The sequence below is a fragment of the Streptomyces sp. NPDC091377 genome, from assembly GCF_044757045.1.
GTDB lineage: Bacteria > Actinomycetota > Actinomycetes > Streptomycetales > Streptomycetaceae > Streptomyces.
Genome location: NZ_JBIVUE010000021.1, coordinates 1 through 13320, shown reverse-complemented (window position 1 = coordinate 13320; position 13320 = coordinate 1). Strand labels below are relative to the sequence as shown.

At 72.6% G+C, this 13320-nt stretch carries 7 protein-coding genes and 1 tRNA gene; 1 reads left to right on the top strand and 7 read right to left on the bottom strand.

Translation table 11 applies throughout. The features are described from left to right. The first annotated feature begins 455 nt into the window (after positions 1-455). The gene (locus ACIQNG_RS32755; RefSeq protein WP_401490076.1) at positions 456-1727 is read left to right on the top strand and encodes a DUF6357 family protein; all 1272 of its coding nucleotides are present in this window, start codon (positions 456-458) and stop codon (positions 1725-1727) included. A gap of 184 nt (positions 1728-1911) precedes the next feature. On the opposite strand, the gene ACIQNG_RS32750 is transcribed toward ACIQNG_RS32755, so the two are convergent. The 7 genes from ACIQNG_RS32750 to ACIQNG_RS32720 all read right to left on the bottom strand — a co-directional run bounded on the left by ACIQNG_RS32750 (position 1912) and on the right by ACIQNG_RS32720 (position 12856). Beyond that, a tRNA-Thr gene (locus tag ACIQNG_RS32750) sits at positions 1912-1985 on the bottom strand. 116 nt (positions 1986-2101) lie between these two features. Continuing rightward, positions 2102-3694 carry an alpha/beta hydrolase gene (locus tag ACIQNG_RS32745; protein ID WP_401490074.1) on the bottom strand — a complete coding sequence of 531 codons (1593 nt, stop codon included), beginning with the start codon at positions 3692-3694 and terminating at the stop codon, positions 2102-2104. Positions 3695-3871: 177 nt separating this feature from the next. Then, positions 3872-5077 (bottom strand): DNA polymerase III subunit delta', encoded by a 1206-nt coding sequence (locus tag ACIQNG_RS32740; protein WP_401490072.1) that lies wholly within the window; start codon positions 5075-5077, stop codon positions 3872-3874. Positions 5078-5208: 131 nt separating this feature from the next. Further along, positions 5209-8631: a dTMP kinase gene (gene tmk, locus ACIQNG_RS32735; protein WP_401490069.1), complete on the bottom strand. Its 3423-nt coding sequence runs from the start codon at positions 8629-8631 to the stop codon at positions 5209-5211. 109 nt (positions 8632-8740) lie between these two features. Continuing rightward, positions 8741-9004 carry a hypothetical protein gene (locus ACIQNG_RS32730; RefSeq protein ID WP_401433863.1) on the bottom strand — a complete coding sequence of 88 codons (264 nt, stop codon included), beginning with the start codon at positions 9002-9004 and terminating at the stop codon, positions 8741-8743. Between the two features lie 91 nt (positions 9005-9095). Beyond that, positions 9096-11999, bottom strand: coding sequence for a type I DNA topoisomerase (topA, locus tag ACIQNG_RS32725; protein ID WP_401490067.1), 2904 nt, complete (start codon positions 11997-11999; stop codon positions 9096-9098). A 659-nt stretch (positions 12000-12658) separates the two neighbouring features. Continuing rightward, positions 12659-12856: a hypothetical protein gene (locus tag ACIQNG_RS32720; protein WP_401490065.1), complete on the bottom strand. Its 198-nt coding sequence runs from the start codon at positions 12854-12856 to the stop codon at positions 12659-12661. Positions 12857-13320: the final 464 nt, after the last annotated feature.

The following is a 13320-nucleotide window of genomic DNA, read 5'->3' as shown; positions in this document are numbered from 1 at the left end:
TGGATCACGCCGCGCGCGCCCACCCTCCACAGCCATGCCTACCTCCACCTCCGCCTCCGCCTCCGCCTGCGCCCGCACTTCACGTCGCCGCCGAGGACATACGGGTGCCCGCCCGACGGATGCACTCGAAAGAGCGGGGCCGGAACCGGCCCGATGGACGCGGGTCTTCGGCACAGGGTCTCTGGGCCTGGGCGGGCTCACATCATCTGAACCGGATGCTTCGAACGGGAGCTGCCGGGCGCCGAGACCACGGTCGGCAACACCACAGTGACCGCTTACGACGGCGGCCACCTCGGCAGCGGCCCGGCATCCCGCACCGACGCGGTGGACGGGTGGGAGTCCGGATCGGGCGGATCAGGAGGGCGAGCGGGCGGCGCGGGGTGGGCACGGAAGTGGCCGGTCGAACCGGTGCGGGTGGGGCTCGCTAGTCTCGTCCGATGGGAAGCGCTGAGTCCATGAGAGACATCGTCTTCACGCGCCGGAGCGGTTGGATCCCGAGCGTGATCCGCGAGGACGGTGCGCTGCGGCTGACGCTCGGTGCCGGGGCCGACGCCGCCCATGAGCCTCGTACGTTCACGTTCCCGATCGGGGAGGCTCATCTCGCGGTGATCCAGGAGGACCTGGCCAGGCATCTGCTGCTGTGGAGTGCGGTCCTTCCGTTGTGCGACGACGCCGGAACCCGGGGCCGGCTCGACGAGGACGCCGCCGTCGCGCTCCTGGACCCGATCCTCCTCTCCGCACCCGAGGACGTCGACGCGCTCTTCCAGCGCATCCGGTGGGACAAGGGCCGGCTCATCGCCCATGGGGCCGACCTCGACCTGCTGGAGCGCGGTCGGGTCAGCGCGGCGATGCGCGCGGCGACAGAGACGTCCGACGGGAAGCGGGCTCAGGAGTACCAGGCGAACCGCCGTCGCGCCGAGCGCGGAACAGTCCTCGGCGCGCTCGACGCCGCGATCCTGAGGTACACGGGCCAGTACCTGCACGGCGCGACGGTTCCGAGGCGGATACCCGAAGCCGTCGACCCCGCGCTGTTGCCCGAGGTCATGCGGGTGATCGCCACCGCGGAGCAGGCGTGCGCCGGGATGCGGATCGGCCGCGACCCGCGACGGGGGAAGCGCGCCACGGACAAGCGCGACGGGGATCGGATGGCGGCGACGGTCGACGCGGCCGTGCGCCACGCCCACCCCGCGCTCGCCGATGACGCGGTGCGCACCGTGAGCTTCCTGATGTGCTCGGAGGCCGCGGACCGCTCCAGGAGTACGCCCGTGGAGAACGACGAGGAAGCTGCCGACTGCCGCGCCGGCTCCGGCGGGAGCGCGAGGAAGCGGATCCTGTCGTTCACCGACGACAAGGGCGTCGGGAGGCGGTGGCTCCCGGACCATCCCGACCATCCCCGCACCGCCACCGCGGAGTTCTGGGATTTCGTCGGCGACCGTTCTGCCGCGGACAACGAGGTGTTCACCATCGAGGACGAGGAGCGGGGCGAAGGGATCCAGCTCCACTTCTACGCGGACTCCGTCGCCCGGATCACGACGGCGCACGAGGGGGGAGGCGGATCGGATCCGGAGTACCGGGTCGAGTACAGCCTGGTCGACGGGATCGGCGGATACCGGGCCCTGGTCAGCGCCTTCGTCCACGGCGGCTGTGCCGCACTCGACCAGCACGGCTCCTGGCTGTCCGACGCCGCCGAGCTGGAGCGCGCCCGACACCGACGCGACGCCGGGTAGCCGCGGCGGACCTCCACTTCGACGTCGACATCGCCTTCGCCTTCGCCTTCGCCTTCGACGCGGAGATCGAGAACAGCGCGGCGGCCTGCTTCAAGGAAACGGAACGAGGGGGCCACCGACCGAGAAGTCGCCCGGAACAGCGAAAAACCCCAGGTCACGGCGAGTGAGTCCTGGGGTCCTTCAGAGCCGCCTTCGGGATTCGAACCCGAGACCTACGCATTACGAGTGCGTTGCTCTGGCCATCTGAGCTAAGGCGGCGCGCTGCCGGCACTATGGTGCGATCGGCAACGCCGGTAAGTCTACACAGTTTCCGGAGGTGCTCCGCACCAGCCCCGGGGAGGGCGACCGGGGGCGGAGGCGGGGGCCTCGTACCGCTATGAGCAGCGCTTTCCGTCCTTCGGCGGGGTACCGCGGAGCAGGTAGGTGTCGATCGCGCGGTCGATGCAGGCGCTGCCGCGGCCGTACGCGGTGTGGCCGTCGCCGTCGTAGGTGAGCAGGCGGGCGGTGGTGAGCTGGCGGGAGAGGGACTGGGCCCAGCGGTAGGGGGTCGCCGGGTCGCGGGTCGTGCCGACGACCACGATCGGGGCGGCGCCCTCCGCCGCGATACGGTGCGGTTCGCCGGTCGCCGCCACCGGCCAGTACGCGCAGTTCAGGGCCGACCACGCGAAGCCTTCACCGAACACCGGCGACGCCTTCTCGAACTGCGGCAGCGCCTCCCGTACCTCCTCCGGGGTGTCGAAGGCGGGCGGCAGGTCGAGGCAGTTCACGGCCGTGTTGGCGAACATCAGGTTGCTGTACTCGCCGTCCGGCTGACGCTCGTAGTAGCTGTCCGACAGGGTCAGCAGCCCCGCCCCGTCCTTCTCCCGCATCGCCGAGGTCAGCGCCTCGCGCAACTGCTCCCAGGCACTCTCGTCGTACATCGCCGCGATCACCCCCGTCGTGGCGAGGGACTCGGTGAGCCGGCGGCCGTCCGCGTCGCCCGCCGCGACGGGCCGTGTGTCCAGCGTGCCGAAGAACGCCTTGAGGTTGCGGCCGACCCGGTCGACGGAGGTGCCCCGCCCGCCGAGCGGGCAGTCCGGCCGGGTCACGCAGTCCTTCGCGAACGCCCGGAACGCCGTCTCGAAGCCCGCCGTCTGGTCGAGGTTCAGCCGTCGCGCGGGCAGCGCGGGGTCCATCGCCCCGTCCAGCACCAGTCGCCCCGTCCGCTCCGGGAAGAGCCCGGCGTACGTCGCCCCGAGGAACGTCCCGTACGAGGCCCCCACGTAGTTCAGCTTCCGGTCGCCCAGCACCTGCCGCAGCAGGTCCATGTCCCGCGCCGACTCCACCGTGGACACATGCCGCAGCAGCCGCGGCGACTGCGCTCCGCAGCCTTCCGCGTACTTCCGGTACGACGTGACCAGCGCGTCCGTCTCCCTCGTGTCGTCCGGCGTCACATCCGTCTGCGTGTAGCGGTCCATCTCGCGTCCGTCGAGGCACTTCACCGGCTCGCTCCGGGCGACGCCGCGCGGGTCGACCGCCACCATGTCGTACCGGGCGCGCACCTTCGCCGGATAGCCGATCCCGGCGTACGACTGGAGGAAGTCCACCGCCGAGCCACCCGGTCCGCCCGGGTTCACCAGCAGCGAGCCCAGCCGCTCCCCCGGCCCCGTGGCCTTCTTCCGGGCGACCGCGAGCCGTACCTCGCCGCGCCCGGGGTCGCCGTAGTCCAGTGGGGCGCGCAGCGTGGCGCACTGGAATTCGGGGGCACCGCAGGAACGCCAGGACAGTTTCTGTCCGTAGTACGGCGCCAGCGCCTTCGGTGTGGCCCGGGGCAGCGCGGTCAGCGCCGCGTCCGCCGCCGTGGCGGAACCCGACGCGCTCCCCGCCGAGCACGACGACACCAGCAGCGCGGCGGCGACCGCGGAAGCGGCGGAGACGAGAAGGACAGCGGCCGTACGGGACCTGCGGTGAGTGCGCCTTGTGTGCATCCAGCGAGGGTAACCGTGCGCGACGGGTCGAGTGCGGTGCGTACGCTCTCCGCCACGGAAGAGGTACGTCTTCCTCTGCGTCTTCCTCTCGACTGCCCCCGGCTTCCTCCCGCTCCCCCGCTCCCCCCGCTTCCCTCTGCTTCCTCCCGACGCCCTCGCCCTACGGGCGTCAGATCCTCAGCCCGCTCTCAGCGCCATCGTCATCGCCTCCACCGCCAGCAGCGGTGCCACATTGCGGTCGAGGGCGTCCCGGCACGCGCGGATCGCCTCGATCCGCCGCAGTGTCGCCTCGGGCGTGCCGGAAAGGACCAGGCGCTCCAGGGTGTCCTCGACGTCCCCGTTCGCGATGGCCACCCGTGAGCCCAGCTGGAGGGCGAGAACATCGCGGTACAGGCTGGTCAGATCCATCAGCGCGACATCGAGGCTGTCGCGCTGCGTCCGGGTGCGGCGGCGCTTCTGCATGTCCTCCAGGTCCTTCACCACCCCGGCCGTGCCGCGCGGCAACCGACCGCCCTGCGCCGCGCCCAACGCCGCCTTCAGCTCCTCCGTCTCCTTGCCGTCCCGCTCCTCGGCGAGTTGCTTGGCGTCCTCGCTCGCGGCGTCGACCAGTTCCTGCGCGGCCTTCAGACACCCGCCGATGTCCTCGACCCGGAGCGGAAGCTTGAGGACGGTGGCCCGGCGCTGCCGCGCGCCCGGGTCGGTGGCCAGTCGGCGGGCCCGGTCGACATGGCCCTGGGTGGCACGGGCCGCCGCCGCGGCGACGTCCGGCTCGACGCCCTCGCGCCGCACCAGCATGTCCGCGACCGCCTCCACCGACGGTGTGCTCAGATTCAGATGGCGGCAACGGGACCGGATCGTCGGCAGCACATCCTCCAGCGACGGCGCGCACAGCAGCCACACCGTGCGCGGGGCGGGCTCCTCCACCGCCTTCAGGACGCCGTTCCCCGACTTCTCGTTCAGCCGCTCGGCGTCCTCGACCAGGATGATCTGCCAGCGGCCGTTGGCCGGGGACGTGAACGACTTACGGACCGTGTCCCGCATGTCGGCCGCCAGGATCTGGCTGCCGACGGCGGCGACCGTGCTCACATCCGCGTGCGTCCCGACCAGCGCCGTGTGGCAGCCTTCGCAGAACCCGCAGCCCGGTGTGCCGCCGAGCGCCCGGTCCGGGCTCACGCACTGCAACGCCGCGGCGAAGGCCCGCGCGGTCTGTGCCCGCCCGGCGCCCGGCGGGCCCGTGAACAGCCAGGCGTGCGTCATCTTCGACGCCTCCGGCACCGGCGTTCTCGTGGCCACCGCCGTGACCAGCGCGTCGGCGTCCCGGGCGGCGGCTTCGAGCTGCTCGCTCACCCGTTCCTGACCCACCAGGTCGTCCCATACGGTCATGGGTCACCCCGCCATTCCGTCAATTCCGTCGTACCGGCATTCCGGCCGCCCTTCATCAGGCTCCGGTCACGCTCACCGTCCGTATCCATTGTGGAGGGACCCACTGACAGTCGGGGGAGGGAGGGGCTCGCTCAGCCCCTGCGGCCCTGTCCCCGGCCTCTCCCCCCGCGTCCCGGCTCCTGCCCCTCGTCCGACTCGTCGTCGTCACGCGGTCCGAGCAGTTCGTCCGCCAGGGTCGGCAGGTCGTCCAGCGGAGTCTCCTCGGCCCAGTCCGGACGCGGCCGACGCCGGTGTGTCTCCTCCGCCTCCGCCCGTACCGGCTTCCCGTCCGCGCCGAGCTGCGGAATCTCCCGCGTACGGTCCTCCATCTGCGGAATCTCGCGGGTACGGTCCTCCGCGCCCGCCTGCGGCGCCTCGTCCCGGAAGTACCCGGGCGGCACCCGGTCCGAGGGGTTCTCCTCACGCACCGGAGGCAGTACGGCCGTCTCGTCGGCGGCCCCGGGCACAGCCGGCGGCACCGGCGGCAGTACGGCTGTCTCGTCCGCGGCACCCGGCGGCACCGGCGGCAGCACAGCCGTCTCGTCCGCCGCCCCCGGCACCCCGTCCACCTGCGGCAACTCCGTGGTCACCTCGTTGTCCGCACCGCCGGGACGGGCCACCCGCCCCGAGCCCTCGGCCGACTCGGAGCCCTCGGAGCCCCTGGCCGACTCGGAGCCCCTGGCCGACTCGGAGCCCCTGGCCGACTCGGAGCCCCTGGCAGACCCGGAGCCCCCGGCGGACCCGGCCTCCCCGGCGAACCCGGAGCCCTCCGCACGACGTGCCCCCGTCCCCTGGTCACCGGGGCGCTCCCCCTCGCCGGGAACGGACACCACCGGCGTGGCCACTGTCGCCGCCTCCGGTCCTCGCGTCGGCGCGTCCGGGCGCCGCGGACCCGCAGCCGCCGCGGCAGCCGCCTCCTCGGCCGCGCGCCGGGCCTGCTCGGCACGGAGCAGCGCCTCCTCAGCCTTCTGCTGCTTCTCCACCCGACGGGCCTCGGCCTCCGCCCGCAGCCGGGCCTCTTCCTCGGCCTGCTGGCGGCGCCGGTCCTCCTCGGCCTTGCGGCGGGCTTCCTCCTCCGCGCGCGCCTTCTCCTCGGCGAGCAGCCGGGCCCGCTCCTCCTCGGCCCGTCGGCGGGCCTCCTCGGCGCGCTGCCGGGCCTCCTCCGCCTGGCGTTCGGCCTCGCGCCGCTGCGCCTCCTCCAACTCGCGCTGCTTGCGCTCCTCTTCCTCCTTGCGGAGGCGTTCGAGCTGTTCCTGGCGCTCGCGTTCCAGCCGCTCCTCCTCGGCCTTGCGCGCGGCCTCCTCCTCGGCCTTGCGGCGGGCCTCCTCCTCGGCCTTCTTCCGCGCCTCCTCCTGGGCCTTCACCTCGGCCTCGGACAGCGGCAGCATCTGGTCGAGCCGGGCCCGGACCACCGTGGTGACCGCCTCGGGCTCCTGCCCGGCGTCCACCACCAGGTACCGGCCGGGGTCGGCGGCGGCCAGCGTCAGGAAACCGGACCGCACGCGCGCGTGGAACTCGGCCGGCTCCGACTCCAGCCGGTCCGGCGCCTCCGTGAACCGCTCCCGCGCCACGTCCGGCGCCACGTCCAGCAGCACCGTCAGATGCGGTACGAGCCCGTCGGTCGCCCAGCGTGAGATCCGCGCGATCTCGGTCGGGGAGAGATCGCGTCCGGCGCCCTGGTACGCCACCGAGGAGTCGATGTACCGGTCCGTGATGACGACGGCGCCCCGCTCCAGCGCGGGCCGCACCACCGTGTCCACGTGCTCCGCGCGGTCGGCGGCGTACAGCAGCGCCTCCGCGCGGTGCGACAGCCCGGCGCTCGACACGTCCAGCAGGATCGACCGCAGCCGCTTGCCGACCGGCGTCGCCCCCGGCTCGCGCGTGAGGACCACCTCGTGGCCTTTGGCCCGGATCCACTCGGCGAGCGCCTCCGCCTGTGTCGACTTCCCGGCGCCGTCGCCGCCCTCCAGGGCGATGAAGAAACCGGTGGCGGCGGGGGCCTGCACGGGGTCGTCGCCGCGCCGCACCGCGTCCCGCAGGTCATGCCGCAGCGGCACCCCGGCGCGGTCGTCGAGCTTGGCCAGCACCAGCGCGGCCACCGGCAGCAGCAGGGCGCCGACCAGCATCAGCGTGAACGCGGCGCCCCCGTGCGCGAAGACGAACTTGCCGTTCTCCATCCGGTGCGGCCCGATCAGCGCGGCCACCACGGGCGCGATGACCGCGCCGAGCGCCATGAAGACCCGTACGACCGCGTGCAGATGCTCGGTCGTGCGGGCCCGGCGGAAGTCCTCGGTCTCCTGGTCCAGCAGCGCGTGCCCGGTGTGGGCGGCCACCCCCGCGCCCGCGCCCGCGAGAGCGGAGATCAGCAGCACGGTCGTGACGTCCGGGACCAGTCCGGCGGCCAGCAGCGCGATGCCGGTGAAGGCGAGGGCCAGCGCCAGCAGCCGGCGCCGCGACAGCGACACCAGCAGCCGAGGCGCCGTACGGACGCCGATCACGACTCCGCCGGTCAGCGCCAGCACCAGCAGGCCGTACGTCACCGGCCCGCCGCCCAGGTCCTTCGCGTGCAGCACGGACACGGCGACCGCCGCGGTGATCGCGCCGGCGACCGAGGCGCCCGCGAGCACCAGCAGGGTGATCGCGCCCGTACGGCCCTTGTCGGTGCCCGTGCCCGTCCTGGGGCGGCGCAGTCCTTCGAGCGGCGACCGCGCGCGCGGCGTGCGCGTGCCCGGCACCTCCAGGAAGGTCAGCACCGACAGGGACGCGGCGAAGAGTCCGGCGGCCACGTACGAGGCGAGCGCCGCCTGGTGCTGGGCGAACCAGTCGATGCCCGCGCCCAGCAGGTTGTTCAGCAGCGCGGCGACGACCAGTGCGGCGCCCGCCAGCGGGACCGCCACGAAGGCGGTACGCAGCGACAGGCGGCGCAGGGCGTCCATGTGGTCCGGCAGCGGTCGTACGGTCGCGCCCTCTGGGGGCGGGGTGGGCAGCAGCGCGGGCGCGGCGGTCTCGCGGCTCACCGTCCAGAACCGCTCGGCGACCCCGGTGACGAAGGCCGTGACCAGCAGCACCGCCAGCGCGTCGTCCGGCGTCCAGTCGATCCACAGCGGCGCGACGATCAGCAGCGCCGCGCGCACGCCGTCCGCGCCGACCATGGTCCAGCGGCGGTCCAGCGGGCCGTCCTGGGAGGTCAGGGAGGAGAGCGGGCCGAGGAGTACGGCGCCGAAGAGCAGGACGGCGAGGATCCGCGCGGCGAAGACCGTCGCCACCGCGAACGCCACGCCCCGGTAGCCGCCGCCGAAGGAACCCTCGGCGATCGCCGCCTGGAGCGCCAGCAGAACCAGTACCAGCAGCGCCAGCACATCGCCGACACCGCCGACCAGTTGCGCGCTCCACAACCGCTTGAGCTGGGGCTCACGCAGCAGTGCGCGCACCGCCCGCTCCCGGGAGTCGGCCACGAGGGCGTCGTCCGAGGCGGAGGGTGCGGGGTGGGCCGTTGGCTGCTCGGCTCGCGTCATGCGTTCAGCCTATCGGCACCCACCGACAGTCCAGGGCGCTCACCCGAACACCCGCACGCCCTCTTCAAACCCCCGGCACCGCGACGGCATGGCAAGCGGAAGCGCGCGGTCAGTCCCCGACGATCAACGCCTCGTCGAAGATCTCGATGACGACCACCACCAGCAGCCCGTGCGCGACCACGTACTCGATCAGCAGTCCGGGCGCGACCTGTGCCTTGCGGTCGTCCTCGTGGGTGCCGATGTGGCTGCTGGCCTTGTGGTACGGGTCCTGGGCCAGGGTCGCCAGTCCGCGCTCCAGCAGGGCCCGCCGCTCGGGCGACATGCTGTCCGCGGTCGCCTTGGTCTCGACCGTGTACGTCACCCGATACGACATGCCACCCCCGTCGCGCCCCGTCGCGCCACCTTCGTGCCCCGCCCCGCCCCGCCCCGCCCCGTCCCGTCCGACTCCGCGTCGGGCGGGCCGGTCAGTCCGAGGACTCGCCGGCCGCCTTCTTCACGGCCCCGGCCGTCGTCTTCACGGCCCCGGCCGTCGTCTTCTTGGCGGCGGCCTTCTTCGCGGTGGCGGTCCCGGTCGTGGTCGTCTTCTTCGCGGCCGTCTTCTTGGTCGCCGCCGCCTTCTTGGCCGGAGCCTTCTTGGCGGTGGCCGCCTTCTTCGCGGTGGTCGCCTTCTTCGCGGTGGCCTTCTTGACGGTCTTCTTCGCCGTCTTCTTGGCCGGTGCCTTCGCCCGCTTCTCGGCGAGCAGTTCGTAGCCCCGCTCCGGCGTGATCGTCTCCACGCTGTCGCCGGAGCGCAGTGTGGCGTTGGTCTCGCCGTCGGTGACGTACGGCCCGAAGCGGCCGTCCTTCACGACCACCGGCTTCGCGCTGACCGGGTCCTCGCCCAGTTCCTTCAGCGGCGGCTTGGCCGCGGCGCGGCCCCGCTGCTTGGGCTGGGCGTAGATGGCCAGAGCCTCTTCGAGGGTGATCGTGAAGAGCTGGTCCTCGCTCTGGAGCGAGCGCGAGTCGGTGCCCTTCTTCAGATACGGGCCGTAGCGGCCGTTCTGCGCGGTGATCTCGACGCCCTCGGCGTCGGTGCCGACGACACGCGGCAGCGACATCAGCTGGAGGGCCTCCGCCAGCGTCACCGTGTCCAGCGACATCGACTTGAACAGCGACGCCGTGCGCGGCTTGACCGCGTTCTTGCCGGTCTTCGGGGTGCCGTCGGGCAGCACCTCGGTGACGTAGGGGCCGTACCGACCGGTCTTGGCGACGATCGGGTGGCCGCTCGCCGGGTCCGTGCCCAGCTCGAAGTCGCCGCTCGGCGCCGCCAGCAGTTCCTCGGCCAGTTCCACGGTCAGCTCGTCCGGCGCCAGGTCCTCCGGGATGTCGGCGCGCTGGTGCTGCTCGGTGTCCTTCTCGCCGCGCTCGATGTACGGGCCGAAGCGCCCGACGCGCAGCACGATGTCATGGCCCAGCGGGAACGACGACACCTCGCGCGCGTCGATCGCGCCCAGGTCGGTCACCAGTTCCTTGAGGCCGCCGAGGTGATCCCCGTCGCCGTTGCCGGCGTCGGCCGCGCCTCCGGTGCCCGCGCCCTCGCCGAAGTAGAAGCGCTTCAGCCACGGCACCGACTGGGCCTCGCCGCGGGCGATGCGGTCGAGGTCGTCCTCCATGCGGGCGGTGAAGTCGTAGTCGACGAGCCGCCCGAAGTGCTTCTCCAGGAGGTTGACCACGGCGAACGACAGGAAGGACGGGACGAGTGCCGTGCCCTTCTTGAAGACATAGCCGCGGTCGAGGATCGTGCCGATGATCGACGCGTACGTCGAGGGGCGGCCGATCTCGCGCTCCTCCAGCTCCTTGACCAGGCTGGCCTCGGTGTAGCGGGCGGGCGGCTTGGTGGCGTGGCCGTCGACCGTGATCTCCTCGGCGGCCAGCGGGTCGCCCTCGCTGACCTGCGGCAGCCTGCGCTCGCGGTCGTCCAGCTCGGCGTTGGGGTCGTCGGCGCCTTCGACGTACGCCTTCAGGAAGCCGTGGAAGGTGATCGTCTTGCCGGAGGCGTTGAACTCGACGTCCCGTCCGTCGGCGGCCGTGCCACCGATCTTCACGGTGACGCTGTTGCCGGTGGCGTCCTTCATCTGGGAGGCGACGGTCCGCTTCCAGATCAGTTCGTAGAGCCTGAACTGGTCGCCGGTCAGTCCGGTCTCCGCCGGGGTGCGGAAGCGGTCGCCGGAGGGGCGGATCGCCTCGTGCGCCTCCTGAGCGTTCTTGACCTTCCCGGAGTACGTCCGCGGCCGGTCCGGCAGATAGTCGGCGCCGTAGAGCTGGGTGACCTGCGTACGGGCGGCGGACACGGCGGTGTCGCTCAGGGTCGTGGAGTCCGTACGCATGTACGTGATGTAGCCATTTTCGTACAGCTTCTGCGCGACCTGCATGGTGGCCTTGGCGCCGAAGCCGAGCTTGCGGCTGGCCTCCTGCTGGAGCGTCGTCGTACGGAACGGGGCGTACGGCGAGCGGCGGTACGGCTTGGACTCGACCGAGCGCACCGAGAAGCGGGTGTTCTCCAGGGCGGCGGCGAGGGCGCGGGCGTTCGCCTCGTCCAGGTGGAGGGTGTTCGCGCTCTTGAGCTGTCCCAGGGAGTCGAAGTCGCGGCCCTGGGCGACCCGCCGGCCGTCGACGGCCTGGAGGCGGGCGACCAGCGACGACGGGTCCGACGGGTCTCCGGCGCGGCCGGTCGCGAAGGTGCCCGTCAGGTCCCAGTACTCGGCTGAACGGAACGCGATCCGCTCGCGTTCCCGCTCGACGACGAGCCGGGTGGCGACGGACTGGACGCGGCCCGCCGACAGCCGCGGCATGACCTTCTTCCACAGCACCGGGGAGACCTCGTAGCCGTAGAGCCGGTCGAGGATACGGCGGGTCTCCTGGGCGTCCACGAGCTTCTGGTTGAGCTGGCGCGGGTTGGCCACGGCGGCCTGGATCGCGGCCTTGGTGATCTCGTGGAAGACCATCCGCTTGACCGGGACCTTGGGCTTGAGCACCTCCTGAAGGTGCCAGGCGATGGCCTCGCCCTCGCGGTCCTCATCGGTGGCGAGGTACAGCTCGTCGGAGTCCTTGAGCAGGTCCTTGAGCTTCTTGACCTGAGCGCGCTTGTCGGCGTTCACCACATAGATGGGCTCGAAGTCATGGTCTACGTCCACACCGAGGCGACGGACCTCGCCGGTGTACTTCTCCGGCACCTCCGCGGCGCCGTTGGGGAGGTCGCGGATGTGCCCGACACTCGCCTCGACGACGTATCCGGGGCCGAGATAGCCCTTGATCGTCTTCGCCTTGGCGGGCGACTCGACGATGACGAGTCGGCGACCGCCCTGTGCGGTATCGCTGGTCGGGGACAACTTCGCTCTTCTCTCCGGTCGACACTGGGGCCTCCCCGGAGCCTTCGTCCCGGGGTCGGGTCATGGTGACGCTGCGGAGTGTGACGGTACATCCCGCCCCCGTGTCAAACGGGAAAAGCCCGCAACGGCCACTCGAACGGTAACCCGACTACCGCCTTTCCTGCCGCCCGGAGTACCCAGCGGGCATTCCGAGGCGATCCGGAGGGCGACCTACCGATTACCGACGATCATGGCGGAGACGAGGCCCCGGGGGTGGGCCGGGGAGGACGGCGAGCCCTGCCGCGGACGGGGCAGAGCCTGGTGGGGAGCGGGTCCGGGCGGAAAACGCCGCCCCCGCCCGAGCCCGTCGCGCAGACGACTTTCAGCCGTACGAGGGGGTGGGGCTGAAGATCGTAGACCTGGTCCGGAGCCTGTAGGACTGGCCGGAAGGTCGTCGGACGGGATCGGACCGGACCGGACCGGACCGGGCCGGGAGGGGCCGGGGGGGGCCGGGGGCCGGGGGCCGGGGGCCTGGAGGCCGGGGGGCCGGGGGGCCGGGAAGGTCGGGAGGGGCCGGGGGGCTGAAGAGGCCGGGGGGCGAAGGGGCGCGGTGGGCCGGGGGCCGGGGGCCGGGGTTGGCTCTCGGGGGCCGAGGCGCTGCGGCCGGTGTGTCCCACGCCTCACAGGCGGGTGAAGCACCACACCCCGAGGAGGAGCGCGATCACCGACACGAGGGCGGTGACGGTCGCCGAAGCGACGGGACTCACACCGATGGCCACGGGTTCGCGGCGCCGTACGCGCACCGCGGTCCACACCAGCAGACCGCTTCCGAACAGTGCGAAGACCACTCCCGCGAAGACCGCCGGCCCGCTCTCCATGTGCGCCGCGCCCTCTCTCGTCCCGACCTGCGCGTACCCAGCACCGGGAGACTGGCACGCCCGCACGGCGTCCGGGCGAACCGGAGGTGAACGTCGGGCGGCCCCGGCGAGTCTCCAGGGCCCACTACCACTCCGGTGGGCCCTGCTGCGGCTTCAGCGGGTCCGAACCTGACGACGAGCGACCTCCAGGCGCGCCGGTCCCGCCGACCCGGACCCTGCGTCGCCGGGACGCCGGGACGCCGGGATGCGGGACGCCGGGACCCCGGGACGCCGAGACTCCGGGACCCCGGGACCCCGGGATGATCCGATCGGCGTGCCGGGACGCCGGGATGCGGGACGCCGGGACGGCGGGATGATCCGAACGGCGGGGCCTAGGAGTTGTCTTCAAATGTCACGCCCACATCAGGAGTGATGCGAGGGTGACGGCTGCTTGGTAGGACTCGGCGGTCTTCTCGTAACGGGTG

Bases quoted from the DNA above. Each gene is read 5' to 3' on its own strand.
- ACIQNG_RS32755 (WP_401490076.1), top strand. From the start codon at position 456: ATGAGAGACATCGTCTTCACGCGCCGGAGCGGTTGGATCCCGAGCGTG.
- ACIQNG_RS32745 (WP_401490074.1), bottom strand. From the start codon at position 3,694: ATGCACACAAGGCGCACTCACCGCAGGTCCCGTACGGCCGCTGTCCTT.
- ACIQNG_RS32740 (WP_401490072.1), bottom strand. From the start codon at position 5,077: ATGACCGTATGGGACGACCTGGTGGGTCAGGAACGGGTGAGCGAGCAG.
- tmk (WP_401490069.1), bottom strand. From the start codon at position 8,631: ATGACGCGAGCCGAGCAGCCAACGGCCCACCCCGCACCCTCCGCCTCG.
- ACIQNG_RS32730 (WP_401433863.1), bottom strand. From the start codon at position 9,004: ATGTCGTATCGGGTGACGTACACGGTCGAGACCAAGGCGACCGCGGAC.
- ACIQNG_RS32720 (WP_401490065.1), bottom strand. From the start codon at position 12,856: ATGGAGAGCGGGCCGGCGGTCTTCGCGGGAGTGGTCTTCGCACTGTTC.